This is a genomic window from Gulosibacter sp. GYB002 (assembly GCF_036577665.1).
Classification (GTDB): Bacteria; Actinomycetota; Actinomycetes; order Actinomycetales; family Microbacteriaceae; genus Gulosibacter; species Gulosibacter hominis.
Genome location: NZ_JARBDD010000016.1, coordinates 25565 through 39720, shown reverse-complemented (window position 1 = coordinate 39720; position 14156 = coordinate 25565). Strand labels below are relative to the sequence as shown.

The window sequence follows — 14156 nt, the reverse complement described above, 5'->3', positions numbered from 1 at the left end:
GCCTAGAGCTAACCGTGCGCGCTCAGGGCGGGTGGCAGGTTTGCCGCGGTAAGGCGACGTTCACCACTAGCTGGTTGGATAGAAGTATGCATGAGCGAGCTGGCACAGTTGCCCTTCCAGAAGATCTCATCGACGTTGACGTTCTGGTCGGCGCCTACTACCGCAATGTTCCCGATGTGAGTGAGCCGACGCAGCGAGTTGCTTTTGGCACTTCGGGGCACCGCGGTTCGAGCCTCAAGTCGTCGTTTAATGAGACGCACATCCTGGCGATCACACAGGCGATTTGCGAGTATCGCGCCGGGCAGAGCATCACCGGGCCGCTTTTCATTGGCCGCGACACCCACGCCCTATCAGCGCCGGCAGAAAAAACCGCCCTGGATGTGCTGGCCGCCAACGGTGTGACCGTGCTCGCCGATGCCGACGATTCGTGGGTTCCCACGCCGTCGCTGTCGCGCGCCATCATCGCCTATAACAGCGGCGATCACGATGATGTTGCAGACGGCATCATCATCACGCCGAGCCACAACCCACCGCAGGATGGCGGCTTCAAATACAACCCGCCACACGGCGGCCCAGCTGACACCGACGCCACCAAGTGGATCGAGAACCGTGCCAATGAGCTCATTGCCGCGGGGCTCGAGGGCGTACAGCGGGTGAACTCTGACGGCAAAATCGGCAAGTATGACTTCCTCGGCAACTATGTGAGCGACCTTGCCGACATCATTGATTTTGAGGCGATCCAGCGCGCCGGCGTACGCATCGGTGCCGACCCGCTCGGCGGTTCGAGCGTGAAGTACTGGCAGCGTATCGCCGAAACCTACGGTATTGATCTGGCCGTGGTCAACCCGGTGGTTGATCCGCGCTGGCCGTTCATGACGCTCGACTGGGATGGCAAGATCCGGATGGACCCATCGTCGCCGTCGGCAATGGCTTCGGTGCTCGCGCACAAGGATGAGTACGACGTGCTCACCGGTAATGATGCTGATGCCGACCGCCACGGTATCGTGACCCCCTCGGCGGGGCTGATGAACCCGAACCACTATCTTGCGGTGGCGATCAACTATCTGCTGCAGCACCGCCCCGATTGGTCGCCCGAGGCCGGTATCGGGAAGACGCTCGTGTCGAGCTCGATGATCGACCGGGTGGTTGCATCGCACGGGCGCAAGCTCATCGAGGTGCCGGTGGGCTTCAAGTGGTTTGTACCGGGCCTTTCGGATGGCACGGTTGTGTTTGGTGGCGAAGAGTCGGCCGGTGCCGCGTTTTTGAAGTTTGATGGCACCACTTGGACCACCGATAAGGACGGCATCCTGCTGGCGCTGCTGGCGGCCGAGATCATTGCGGTTACCGGTAAGTCGCCCTCGCACCACTATCGCGACCTCACCGAACAGTTCGGCGACCCCGCCTACCAGCGTGTGGATGCGCCGGCCACTGCCGATCAGAAAGCCGTGTTGAAGGCGCTCTCGGGCGATTCGATTGCCGCCACCGAGCTGGCTGGTGAGCCGATCATCGCGCGTCTGTCGGAGGCGCCCGGTAATGGTGCCGCGATCGGCGGCGTCAAGATCGTCAGCGAAAACGCCTGGTTTGCGGCACGCCCTTCGGGCACCGAAGACGTGTACAAAATTTACGCCGAGTCGTTCAAGGGCCCCGAGCACCTGCAACAGGTGCAGGCCGAGGCGAAGGCGATTGTGGATCAGGCGCTCGGTAGCTAGCGCGGGCCACGAAGGCTATAGAGTTGTGGGGTCGGGCAGCGAGTGCTGCTCGACCCCACAACTTTTTGATTGCCAGCTGGCAAAAAGGATGCGTCGCTACGGCACGTAGACCGGAACTGTCGGGTTTTTATCGGCGGCGGCGTTACCCGAGCTGCTGATACCGGCGTAGTACTCCATCGTGAACGCATCCACTGCCTTGTTATTGCAACTGAGGCCGAGCTCGTAGTCGATGACGCAGCCAAACTCACCGGCCGAAATCGGCTCGTTATAGCCCAGTACCTGCCCTCCGGCAAGATCCCCCTCGAGGCACGGATAGTTCACGCCGTCTTTTGTGATCCCGACAGCGGCGCCACTAAAAGCTCCATCGCACTGATTTTCATCGGGCGCAAAGGCGGGGCTGAGCATCTGGCAGGCCACTCCGTTTTCGGGAGTGATCTGGCAGCGGATATTGCCCGATTCGCTTTGGAATGCCACCGGTTCAAACTGCGGCTGTTCTTCGGTGGGTGGCGCGGGGCTCTCGGTCTCGCGCTCGGGAAGGTTCGGTGCAGTCACTGTTGCCGGGGCCTCCGAGGCGCTGGTCGTTGCCGCGGCCTCGCCGACGTCGTCGCCACCACCAAAGAGGCGAGTCACACCGAATACGCCACCAATCACCAACAGTGCGGCCGCGGCTGCCACGAGGATCAATCGCACGCCGCGACGCTGCTGCTCCTGCTCGACACCGTCAGCAGCGCCACCGTTTCCGCCGCCAGCAAAGCCGCCGCCACCACCGAAGGCACCGGCGCTAGCACCAGCACCAGCAGCTGCCGGCATCGGCGGCACAGCTGCCGAATCGCGCTGCGCATCCTGCTGCCGGTGATCATCGGCCAGCTCCGACCTCCCCGGCAGCCCCGGTAGCGGCGGCATCTCGCTGCCACCAGCTGCGGCAGCCGGCGGTGCAAACGGTGATGACTGGGCAACGACCACCGGTTCGTGGCGACGGGTAGCATCCGGATCATCGGCCACTGGCTGCTCATCGCCGTCATCGGCGAATCGCTCAACGGGCTCGGGCTCAGCAAAGAGCGCGTCAATGTTGGTGAACTGATCGTCCTCGTGATCCGGCTCGTCGACCGTGGCCTCGTGCTGAGCCGGAGTACCCTGCTGGCCTGGGTGGCTGTGCCGAGCTGGGTCGTCATACTGAGCTGGGTCGGCAGGCTGTCCGCCGCCATTTCCGCTCCAAAACGCCGCTGCACGCTCACGAGCGGCCGTGACCTCGGGGTCAACCGGCGCCGGGGCCTGCTGCGGCAGCGGCACAATACCCGTCTCGTTAAAGGCGGGGGAGCTAATCGGGCGATCGGCCGGGTCGTTGTCAAGCCCGACAATGAGTGAGGTGAATGTCGATTCGTCCGCCGCCCCGGCGGGACGTTCCACGGTGTTGGTGTCGGATGCGCTCGGTTCGGCATCCGGCTGATTCTCCGGCTCGTCGTCGAGGAACGAGGGTGGCACCTGCACCGGTGCGGTCGGCGGTTCGGGTTCGCCAGCTGCGGGCTGCTGCTCGGGTGCCGGCGCCGTAGGCTCGAAGGCTTGCGGCGGAGTTGCTGGCACGGCAGGCTCGGAGGCTTGCGGCTGGGGACGATTCACTCGCTCTGGCTCTGCCTGAGCCTGCGACTGAGGTTCCGGCTGAGCCGATACCGGAGGTTCAGGCGCAGCAGGTGGCGCCGCCTGCTCAGCCGCTGACGGCTGCTGCGGTGCAGGTTCGCCGTCAAGCTTCGGCAGTGTGGTTGGCACCTCACCGGTGTCGTAAAGGCTTGGGTTGAAGCGGCGCCGAGCTCTCCGAGTGGGCGGCTGCGGGGACTGTGGCGCATCACCCGAGTCGATTGACGACTTCGGCACAAACTGCGAAAAAAAGTCTTCGCTCACCGCGTCGTCGCTGCCACCCACCGTGAACGGGTCGGGAACGCCGCCGCCCGGACGGTGCATCACAGCATTTCGTTCACCACTCGGAGGCGCCACGAGCCTGGCACCGCACTCACCGCAAAATCGCTGACTGGCGGCTGCTACAGCTCCGCATTGAGAACACTTGTTCATGATTCACTCCGCACTGGGTGGGTTACGTACAGACCCGAAGTAGAGGCTTTGTCGGAAATCTACCGGTTTCAGGTGTGAGTAGGGCGTAGGCTGGGCGGGCTGTCGTTAGTCGACTGACGTTCCAGCCGACGCGTCGCCGACAGCGAAGGTGGGTTACTTGAACAAACGAACAGCGCCGTTGCTTTCTCCGCGCGAAATCAGGTTGATCATGATCAGCCTGCTCGCGGCGCTATTCCTCTCATCGCTGAACCAAACCGTGGTCGGCACCGCCATGCGCACGATCGCTGACGATCTCGGCGGTGTTGCTCTGCAGGCCTGGGTCACCACCGCCTTCCTCATCGCATCCACGGTGAGCACACCCATTTATGGCAAACTCTCGGATATTTTCGGGCGCCGGCCGCTGCTGCTCACTGCCATGCTGCTTTTTGTGGGCGGTTCACTGCTGGCCACCACCTCTGTCGATATGATCCAGCTCGCCGCCTACCGTGGCGTGCAGGGTCTGGGCGCGGGCGGTTTGATGACGCTACCGCTAGCTGTCATCGCCGATGTGCTCTCACCCACCCAGCGCGCCAAGGTGCAGGGCCTATTCATGGCAGTGTTCGGGGTTTCGTCAGTGGCCGGCCCGCTCGTCGGGGGTCTACTCGCCGGCATTGACGAGATCCTCGGCGTCACCGGTTGGCGCTGGGTGTTTCTCATCAGCGTGCCGCTGGGACTGGTCGCATTCATCCTGACCTGGCGCCACCTCCGCCTGCCCAAAGTGCACGGCAGTGCGCGCATCGACTGGTTCGGCTCGGCACTCGTGGTGCTCATCGTGGTGCCACTCATCCTCATTGCCGAGCAGGGAACGCGCTGGGGCTGGACCTCCCCCACCGCCATCACCTGTTACGTGACCACCGTCGTATCGCTGATTGTTTTTGTTTTCGTCGAACAGCACATGGGGGACGATGCAATCATCCCGCTGAGCCTTTTCCGCATCCCAACCTTCTCGGTGGCGGTTGGTGTGAGCGTATTGGTGGGGTTCGGGATGTTCCTGGCCATGATCATCCTGCCGCTCTACATTCAGATCGTGCTGCGCCTCGACCCCACATCCGCCGGGTTGGCGCTACTGCCGCAGGTGTTTGCGCAGCTCATTTCATCAATGGTGGTGGGCTTTGTGGTGGCGAAACTTGGCCGCACCAAACCGCTGGTTGTTGGTGGCACCGCACTGATGCTGGTTGCCTACTGGCTGCTCACCACCAGCGAATACGATCAGCCGCTGTGGCGACTGTACCTACCGATGGTGCTATTCGGCGTCTCGCTGGGTGCGCTGCTTCAAGCGCTCACGCTCACCCTGCAATCGTCGGTCGCACCCGATCAGATGGGTGTGGCGTCGTCGGCATCCGCATTCTTCCGCTCAATCGGCGGCACCTTCGGCACCGGAATCGGCTTTTCGGTGCTGTTTGGTTCGCTCTCGATCACGATTCCCGAGGCGTTCGACCGCCCTGAGCTGCGCGCCGGTGTGCAGCAGGCGCTGGCGCAAAAAGAAGTGCGAGCCGACCCCGACAACGCCGCGCTCATTCAGATCCTGCAATCGCAATCTGGCGATCCGGCGAACTCGCTGCATGGCGACACGTCGTTCTTGATGCACGCCAACGACCAGCTGGCCGCCCCCTTCTTGTGGGCGTTTAATAACTCGACCGTGCAGGCATTCTGGTTCGGACTCGCCATGGTGGCGGCCGCACTCGCGCTGTCCTTTTTCTTGCCCGACACGCGCCTCGGTGATCGTTCCGCACTGCAAGAAATGCACGACCGCAACCAGATCACACCCCCGAGCACGGCCGGGGATGCACCCACCGGCTCCATCCCGATCGTGCTGCCGAAAACCAGCGACAACGCGAACAACAGCACTGCATCTCCGAATCGGAAAGAACCACCGGAACGCGCATAACCGACCGCCGGCTTGCGGAAACATCCAGCCCGTTTCGGCACACTATTGGCATGAGTGATTCCGACAGCTACACCTTCACCCGCGACGCGAGCCGCTCACGATTCGTGGCACACCACGGCGATCAGCTCGTGGGCTTCATGTCGTTTGTCGACCGGGGCGACCGCATCATCATTGATCACACGGTCGTCGATGAGGCCCACCAGGGTGGCGGCGTGGCCTCACGGCTGGTTGCCCACGGGATGCGCGAGCTTGCCGAAACCACGACGGCGACAATCATCCCCGAGTGTTCCTATGTGGCGATGTGGCTGCGCCGCCACCCCGAGTTTGCATATCTCACCACCCGCGGCACCGGTGCATCCGAGCAAGCCGCATCCACAACGGAAGATGCCGCCAAGTTGCTCGACGCCGCCAAGGTGACGCCGTCGCTCGGCGACGATTCCACTGCGGCAACCCAGCCGAGCAGTAGTGAGCAGTTCGGCGTCGACCAGAAGGGCCAGTAGTGCACGGCGAATACAAGGTACCCGGCGGCAAACTCGTGGTGATCGATTTTGAGGTGCGAGACGATCGCATCACCAATCCACGGGTTGCGGGCGACTTTTTTCTCGAACCGGATGAAGCACTCGACACAATTAATAACGCACTGACGGGACTTCCTGTCGACTCGACAGCGGCCGAAATCACTCGTGCCATACAGGAAGCACTCCCCGATGATGCACACCTGGTTGGCGTCAGCCCGGCCGCAATCGCCACCGTCGTGCGCCGTGCAGTAACCGGTGCGCGCGAGTGGAACGACTACGACTGGCAGGTCGTGCATCCGGGCCCGCTACCGGCGCGCGTACACGTCGCACTCGACCAGGTGCTCACCGAAGAAGTTGCTGCCGGTCGCCGCGCCCCCACGCTGCGCTTTTGGGAGTGGACCGAATCAGCGGCGATTCTCGGCTCGTACCAGTCGGTGAGCAATGAGGTCGATTTGGATGCGGCACAAGCTGAGGGAATCCAGGTGATCCGTCGCGTTTCGGGCGGCGGAGCAATGTTCATGGAGGCCGGCAACGTGGTCACCTATTCGCTGTACGTGCCCACCGAACTGGTGGCGGGGATGAGCTTTGCCGAGTCGTACGCCTACCTCGACTCGTGGGTGCTGACAGCGCTGCGCGAAATTGGCGTGAACGCCACCTATCAGTCGCTCAATGACATTGCCTCACCGGCCGGAAAAATCGGCGGCGCCGCACAAAAACGCATGGGCGCGGGCGTGCTGCACCACGCCACGCTGTCGTATGACATCGACGCCGACAAGATGACCCGGGTGCTGCGCATCGGCCGCGAAAAGGTCAGTGATAAGGGCATCCGCTCGGCGAAAAAACGAGTGTCGCCACTGCGGTCACAAACGGGCATGCCCCGCGACGAAATCATCAACTCACTCACTCGGTCATTCATGGCCGAGAACCGCACCGAATTTGGCGAGGTGACCCCGGCCGAACTGCAGCGGGCACGCGAACTTGCCGACACGAAGTTTGCCAGCGACGAGTGGACGTTCCGAGTGCCCTAGCCCGCGCATCCCGGTAGCTGTGCGTTAGGCGGGCAGCAGCAAGCTGAGCTCCATAGCCAGTATGTCGCCCGTCACCAAACTTGACATTCCGACTCGTAACCGAGCGGTTCATGATGACTGAGTGCAACTAACTCAGATGCGCCCACGTTCCGCCACCAAGGGGACGACTGCACGCATCCGGACTGCCGAATACTGAATGTCGGTTGCGCGAGTCGCCCTAATCCCGGTGCCGATTCCGCAGCCCTAACCGAAGCGAGAAGATGTCAAAGAAGACAAATAGCGACAGCTCCGCAACTCCCGCAAGCAACACGGGCACCGTCGATATCGGCGACCACGGCTATCAAAAGGGCCTGCAGAACCGTCACATCCAGATGATCGCCATCGGCGGCGCGATCGGCACGGGGCTCTTCCTCGGCACCGGTGGCCGTTTCGAAATCGCCGGCCCGGCACTCGCGATCGTCTACGCCATCTGTGGTGTTTTCGCCTACATGGTGGTGCGTGCGCTCGGCGAGCTCGCCATGTACCGCCCATCATCGGGTGCCTTCGTGAGCTACGCACGTGAGTTTTTTGGCGAAAAGGGCGCCTACACCGTCGGCTGGCTGTACTTCCTCGACTGGGCCGCCACTGTCGTTGCCGACATCACCGCGGTAGCGCTCTACGCACACTTCTGGTCGATCTTCATGCCGATCCCCCAGTGGGTGCTCGCGCTCATCGCGCTCGCGGTCGTGATGACCATGAACCTGATCTCGGTGCGCCTATTCGGTGAACTCGAATTCTGGTTCGCATTCATCAAGGTTGGTGCGATCGTTTTGTTCGGCATCATCGGCATCTGGGTGCTGATTAGCGGACAGGCCGTCGGCGACTACCAGCCGGGCCTGAGCCTCATTACCGAACACGGCGGCCTGATCCCGAACGGTATTGGCTCGCTCTTTGCCATCACCCTCGGTGTGGTGTTCGCCTTCGCCGGTATCGAAATGGTTGGTATCACCGCCGGTGAATCAGCCGACCCGCACAAGTCGATCCCGCGCGCGGTCAACTCGGTTGTGTGGCGCATCCTGCTGTTCTACGTCGGTTCGGTGCTGCTGCTCACCCTGCTCATGCCGTGGGATGCCTACTCGTCAAGCGAGAGCCCCTTCGTTACCGTGCTCAGTGCAATCGGTATCCCCGCCGCCGACGATGTGATGAACCTCGTGGTGCTCACCGCCGCCATGTCGAGCCTCAACGCGGGGCTTTACGCCACCGGCCGCACCCTGCGTTCGCTGGCAATGGCCGGCACCGCACCAAAATTTGCCAAGCGGATGAACAAGGCGGGCGTGCCCTACGGCGGCATCCTGATCACCTGCGCCGTCGGTATCCTCGGCGTGTTCCTCAACATGATCATGCCCGAAAAGGCATTCGAGGTGGTGCTCAACCTCTCGGGTATCGGTACCGTCTCGGCATGGGCATCGATCATGCTCTGTCACTGGGCGATGGTGCGACGCGCTCGCCAGGGTAAGCTGCAGCGCCCCGAGTTCCAGCTGCGTTTTGCCCCGTGGGTCAACCTGCTCACGCTGGTGTTCCTGGTGTCGGTGGTCGTGATGATTGGTCTCGACGGTGAAATCGGCCCGCTCACGCTCGGCCTGTTCGGCATCGCGCTCGTGGTGATGTTCATCGGCTGGTTCCTGGTGCGCGGTCGTATCGACGCCGAGGCGCTGACCCACAACATTGATGTGGTCGGCGAGGGAATCGACGACTAACCAAGCTGTTCTGCTGCTGCGCTGGCTGGTGTTTCAAATCGGAATGCCAGCCAGCGCAGCAAGTCGTTTGTGGTGGTTTCGTGGTCGAGTTCGTTAAACACCTCGTGCCGCGCGCCCGGGTAGATGCGCAGCTCCACATCCTGCAGCCGCGAAACGTGACGATACGCCCAGGCAAGCGCCCGAGCGCCCCGACCGCCATAGCTGAGCGGATCGTGATCGCCGCCGAGGATGAGCACCGGCAGGCGCGCATCCCGCCCGCTACGCGGCAGCGGCGGCAGCGTCAGCAGGCCAAGCGCACCCAGCGGCGACCACACCGACGAGTGGGCGATGTCAAAACCGTAGGGATCGTCAAGCATCCGATACACCTCGTCTTCGTCACGCGAAAGCCAGCTGAGCCCGTGCGGTTTTTTCAGGTGCTCCCACGCGGCGTTGTAGTTGCCGACGTTGATCAGGCCTGGCTGCGCGAGCGTGGTTCCCGAAAGCACGAGCCCGTCAAAGAGTTGGGCGTCGGTGCGGAATAGCTGTTGTGCCATGAGCGACCCCCACGAGTGCCCGAGCTCAATGATCGGCAACCCGCTGTGTTCGGCGCGGATGCGGTGCAGCACTTCGTGCACTGCGTGGCGGGCCCCATGCACCCCACCGGGGCCGAGCTGCCCGAGTCCATAGGCGCCGACGCCAGTGCGGCCATGCCCATAGTGGTCGTCTGCGATCACGGTGTACCCGGCGGAGGCCAGGGTGCTGGCTAGGCGCTGATAGCGGCGGGCGTGCTCTCCTGCACCGTGTGAAATGTGGACGATCGCGTGCGGGCGGCGGCGGTTTGCCGGCCACTCGTAGATGTGGACGTTGATCCCCCGGATGCGGACCTGGTGTTCGAGGTAGTCAACCCTAAAGCCATCATTGCTGGTGTCTTGTTTGGGGATGTAAAAACGTTCAGCTACCGGTCGAGGAGTCATAGGTTCCAGCCTATGCCCGGGTCTCTGCTGGTCTCTGCGGATTTTTGTTTCCTGTTTCCTGATTTTTGGCTGCAGTTCGACAGAAAAAGGCCCAAATTCACCGGATTTGGCACCTATCCCGCCTATTCTGCACCCAAAATTCCGAGTCCGCATCCACTACTGCAGCCAGGAAACAAAAATCGCAGGGCACCAGATGCAGACAGGGCCCCGGATGCAGGCAGGGCACCAGATGCAGGCAGGGCACCAGATGCAGACAGGGCACCAGATGCAGACAGCGCACCAGATGCAAAAAGGGCTGGGGATGCGCGTCCCCAGCCCCTCGGCAACTAGGCCTGTCGTTCGTTCCAGCGGCGCTCAATCACCGCGGTGAACTCACGCACGAACAGCTCAATTTCTTCGCGGCTCACCACAATCGGCAGCGCAACGCGGATCGACTGCGGCCGGGTGTTTTTAATCAGAATCCCTCGTTCGATCAGCTCGGCGACCACCTCGGCGGCGGTGCCAATTGCCGGGTCAATATCAACTCCAGCCCACAGTGCCACTCCGCGCACTTCGATGACGCCGCGTCCGAGCAGCGCACGCAGCCCGTCGAAGAGCACCGGATGCAGCTCTTCGGCGTGCGCTTGCCACTTACCGGTGGCAAGTTCGTCACACACCGCTTTACCAAGCGCGGTTGCTACCGGGTTTCCCCCGAATGTCGAACCGTGCGTTCCCGGCGTGAATACGTTCATCACCTCATTACTGCCGAGCACCGCCGACACCGGGTAGAGACCGGCGCTCAGCGATTTTGCGCAGGTGACGATATCGGGCAGGATGCCCTCGGCCTGGAAGCGGAACGGCGTTCCGGTGCGCCCCATCCCGGTCTGTACCTCATCGCAGATCATCAGCACGTTGGCGCGCTGCGTGATCTCCCGCACCCGTTTGAGGTAGCCCTCCGGCGGCACCACGACGCCACCCTCACCCTGGATCGGTTCGAGCAGCACTGCGACGGTGTTGTCATCGATGGCCGCTTCGATCGCGTCGGTGTCACCGAATGGCACCTTCACGAATCCCGGCGTAAACGGACCGAACCCATCCCGCGCGTTTTCGTCATCGCTGAACGACATGATGGTCGTGGTGCGGCCGTGGAAGTTGCCGTGCATCACAATGATTTTGGCCTCGTCGGCGGGCACGCCTTTCACCTTGTAACCCCACTTGCGGGCGGCTTTGATGGCGGTTTCATTGGCTTCGGCACCGGTGTTCATCATCAGCACGCGATCGAGGCCCGACAGTTTCGTGATGGCCTCGGCAAACTCTCCGAACCCGGTGGCGTAGAACGCCCGCGAGGTGACGTCGAGCTTGCGCATCTGGGCACAGGCGATGTCGATGAACTTGTCGTTCGAGTGGCCGAAGTTCGCGGCCGAGTATGCCATGACGGCATCGAGGTAGCGTTTGCCGTCAACATCGGTGACCCAGGCTCCCTTGCCTTCGGCGAGCACTACCGGCAGTGGGCCGTAGTTGTTGGTGCCGTGTTCGTTTACGAGTTCAATTTCTGCGGATGCGCGTGAAGACAGTTCAGACATGTTCCAAGCCTAGTGTCACGAAACAGCTCCCAAGCAGCCTGCCCGAAACGAAGCGAACGCCCCGCAGCAGCAAAACTGCGGGGCGTTCAGCGTGCGCATCAGGATGCACACGGCACGATGGGACTATTCGAGACCTTCACCCGAGGGCGACACCAGAATTTTCACCGCGGTTTCGTTGCGGTTGATGAGGGTGTCGAAGCCCTTGTCGATGAGGTCGTCGAGACCGATCTTGCCGGTGATGAATGGCTTCAGGTCGACCTTGCCTTCCTCAACCATCTTGATGGTCTTGGGATGCGTGTTGACGTACGCGATCGAACCGCGCATGTCGATCTCCTTCATGACCAGCTTGTGCATGTCGAAGTCGGCCTTGTGACCCCAGATCGAGACGATCAGCAGCACACCGGTGGGACGCAGTGCATCCATCAGGGTGTCGAGCACGATCTGCACGCTGGTGGCCTCGATGGCGACGTCCGCGCCCTTGCCGTCGGTGAGTTCGCGCACCTTCTCGACCACGTCGACTTCGCGCGGGTCGAAGGCGTAGTCGGCAGCACCCGAGTCGAGTGCCTTTTGGCGGCGCAGTTCGCTCAGTTCAGACACCACGACGGTGGCGCCGATGGCTTTCAGCGCGGCACCGCAGAGCACGCCGATCGGCCCAGCACCACCGACGATGGCGACATCGCCGGCCTTGGCACCCGAGCGCTCAACGGCGTGCACGGCTACCGAGAACGGCTCGATGAGCGCGGCCTGGTCGAGGGGAATATCCTTCGAAATCTTGTGCACCCAGCGGCGCTCGACGGCAATCTTTTCTGACAGGCCACCGCCGCGTCCGGCGAGGCCAATGAAGTTCATGTCTTTCGACAGGTGGTAGTCGTTGCTGTCGGGGCCGGTGTCGACGCCGTCGGCGATGATGTAGGGCTCGACTACAACGTGGTCGCCAACTTCGAGCCCTTCAACGCCCTCGCCCACTTCGTAGACGACACCCGACATTTCGTGTCCGAGCGTGATGGGCGAATCTTCACCCGAGATGGGATGCGGTTGTCCCGCGGGCGGGCAAAAAATGGGGCCGTCTAGGTATTCGTGCAGGTCGGTGCCGCAGATACCACACCAGGCAACGTCAATGCCCACTGTGCCCGGGGTAACCTTCGGCTCGGGAATGTCTTCGATGCGAATATCGTGATTTCCGTAGTAGCGTGCTGCCTTCATTACAACCTCCTGATTGGAAGATGAATCGGCACGGATCATGCGCCGATCGGCGACGATAACGCCCAAGCTCAGCCTACTCCTGCAGCTACCTCGATATCTTCAGGCTCGATGAGAGATTAACGGGCCGACACCAGCAACAATTCACAAATGACACCCAATAATCACTATTCGGCAAACACCTTGCCCCTATTGAGAATGTTTTTCGGATCAAAGACTCGTTTGATCTGTCGCTGCAGTTCATACTGCCGATCGCCGAGCTCGTCGCCAAGCCAGCGGCGTTTGAGCAGGCCGATGCCATGCTCGCCAGAGAGCGTGCCGCCAAGCGCAAGTGCCGCTTGAAACATTTCACTCGCCGCTTCCCACACATATTCGGGAACTTCATCCACCCTTCCCTCAAATACAAAGGTGGGATGCAAGTTCCCATCTCCGGCGTGAGAGGGGCAGGCGATAAACACATTATGTTTCGCAGCGATGCGATCAATTTCGGCAAACATCGCCACCATTTTTGAGCGCGGCACGGCAACATCTTCAACGAGCACCGCACCCATTGCTTCCAGCGCCGGAAAACCCTGCCGGCGCACATCGACGAGCGAGGCGGCAGCCTCGGGGTCGGTGGTGAGCAGCGCCCTAAGCCGGCCCGTTCGATGCTTCGGCGGTGTCGAGCACAACGGCGAGCCGGCTGCGCAACACGAGCTGCTCCCCCACAGCCAGGCGAGTGCCGCCGAGCGCGGCGGCTTCGACACACACAAAGTTGCGCCACTCCCCCGCACCGAGATCGTTCGGGGATGCATCCGGGCCACAGTTCCAGACCACCGCCTGCTGGGCGCCGTCAAAACGCAACTTGAGCTGTCGGGCCATCGCCGCATCGGCGACGACAATTTCGGCGGCATCACCACCCGGCAGCTCATAGATGCGATCGACCAACGAGCCGAACTCGATAGTCGGTCCTGCTTCGCACTCGCGCTGTGCAACCTTGTCAAAATACCGGCAGTGCTCGAGCCCGCGCAGCGTAATTGCGGTCACATCCGACACCTGCAAATAGGTGTGCAGGGCCGCTTCAACCAGCGCCTCGCACTCGCCGCGGTTGGTGATCGCCAGCTCATTCACCAGCGTATTGTCGGCGGCCGTTGTCGCGGCCACAAGTTCAAGGGATGCATCGTTGCCGGCGGCATCCCGGTCAACTTCGAGCCGGTGCCGGGTGGCGGTTTCGCTCACCTCAAGCGGCTGCCACAGGCTCGTGCGAGCCGGTCCGTGACTCGGGCGCTGGTTCCCGTCGGGGCCGGCGGCAAACCACGGCGCGCAGATCGGCACCCCACCGCGCCAGGCGGTGTCGGCGCTCGAGGTCGCGAGCGAACTCGAAAACAGCACCGGTTTACCGGCCACTTCCCACGACACCGCGTGGGCTCCACGATCAAGCACCTGCAACATGGCCACAATGCTACTGCTACGGCTGACA

The 14156-nt window shown here is 62.3% G+C and carries 11 protein-coding genes and 1 pseudogene; 5 read left to right on the top strand and 7 right to left on the bottom strand.

Going from position 1 to position 14156, the window contains the following annotated elements:
• Nucleotides 1-86: 86 nt before the first annotated feature.
• Nucleotides 87-1709: a phosphoglucomutase (alpha-D-glucose-1,6-bisphosphate-dependent) gene (gene pgm / locus PV375_RS09835; RefSeq protein ID WP_332107153.1), complete on the top strand. Its 1623-nt coding sequence runs from the start codon at nucleotides 87-89 to the stop codon at nucleotides 1707-1709.
• Nucleotides 1710-1805: 96 nt separating this feature from the next.
• On the opposite strand, the gene PV375_RS09830 is transcribed toward pgm, so the two are convergent.
• Nucleotides 1806-3668, bottom strand: coding sequence for a hypothetical protein (locus PV375_RS09830; protein ID WP_332107152.1), 1863 nt, complete (start codon nucleotides 3666-3668; stop codon nucleotides 1806-1808).
• A 39-nt stretch (nucleotides 3669-3707) separates the two neighbouring features.
• Nucleotides 3708-3773 (bottom strand): annotated as a pseudogene (locus PV375_RS10565) (zinc ribbon domain-containing protein); the annotation flags it as partial.
• A gap of 208 nt (nucleotides 3774-3981) precedes the next feature.
• Here PV375_RS10565 and PV375_RS09825 point away from each other — a divergent pair.
• From PV375_RS09825 to PV375_RS09810, 4 genes are all read left to right on the top strand, one after another.
• The gene (locus tag PV375_RS09825; RefSeq protein WP_332107151.1) at nucleotides 3982-5700 is read left to right on the top strand and encodes an MDR family MFS transporter; all 1719 of its coding nucleotides are present in this window, start codon (nucleotides 3982-3984) and stop codon (nucleotides 5698-5700) included.
• 50 nt (nucleotides 5701-5750) lie between these two features.
• Nucleotides 5751-6200 (top strand): GNAT family N-acetyltransferase, encoded by a 450-nt coding sequence (locus tag PV375_RS09820; RefSeq protein ID WP_332107150.1) that lies wholly within the window; start codon nucleotides 5751-5753, stop codon nucleotides 6198-6200.
• On the top strand, nucleotides 6200-7246 hold the full coding sequence (locus PV375_RS09815) for a lipoate--protein ligase family protein (protein WP_332107149.1): 1047 nt from the start codon (nucleotides 6200-6202) through the stop codon (nucleotides 7244-7246). Before PV375_RS09820 ends, PV375_RS09815 begins: the two co-directional genes overlap by 1 nt.
• Before the next feature lie 260 nt (nucleotides 7247-7506).
• Entirely contained in the window at nucleotides 7507-8982 is a 1476-nt protein-coding gene (locus PV375_RS09810) for an amino acid permease (protein ID WP_332107148.1), read from the top strand.
• On the opposite strand, the gene PV375_RS09805 is transcribed toward PV375_RS09810, so the two are convergent.
• From PV375_RS09805 to PV375_RS09785, 5 genes are all read right to left on the bottom strand, one after another.
• On the bottom strand, nucleotides 8979-9935 hold the full coding sequence (locus PV375_RS09805) for an alpha/beta hydrolase (RefSeq protein WP_332107147.1): 957 nt from the start codon (nucleotides 9933-9935) through the stop codon (nucleotides 8979-8981). The two genes, PV375_RS09810 and PV375_RS09805, sit on opposite strands and share 4 nt — an antisense overlap.
• A gap of 326 nt (nucleotides 9936-10261) precedes the next feature.
• Entirely contained in the window at nucleotides 10262-11497 is a 1236-nt protein-coding gene (rocD, locus tag PV375_RS09800; protein WP_332107146.1) for an ornithine--oxo-acid transaminase, read from the bottom strand.
• A gap of 123 nt (nucleotides 11498-11620) precedes the next feature.
• Nucleotides 11621-12700, bottom strand: coding sequence for a 2,3-butanediol dehydrogenase (locus PV375_RS09795; protein ID WP_201614346.1), 1080 nt, complete (start codon nucleotides 12698-12700; stop codon nucleotides 11621-11623).
• Nucleotides 12701-12864: 164 nt separating this feature from the next.
• On the bottom strand, nucleotides 12865-13368 hold the full coding sequence (locus PV375_RS09790) for an FAD-binding oxidoreductase (protein WP_332107145.1): 504 nt from the start codon (nucleotides 13366-13368) through the stop codon (nucleotides 12865-12867).
• Nucleotides 13328-14128 (bottom strand): aldose epimerase family protein, encoded by an 801-nt coding sequence (locus tag PV375_RS09785; protein ID WP_332107144.1) that lies wholly within the window; start codon nucleotides 14126-14128, stop codon nucleotides 13328-13330. Before PV375_RS09785 ends, PV375_RS09790 begins: the two co-directional genes overlap by 41 nt.
• Nucleotides 14129-14156 lie beyond the last annotated feature (28 nt).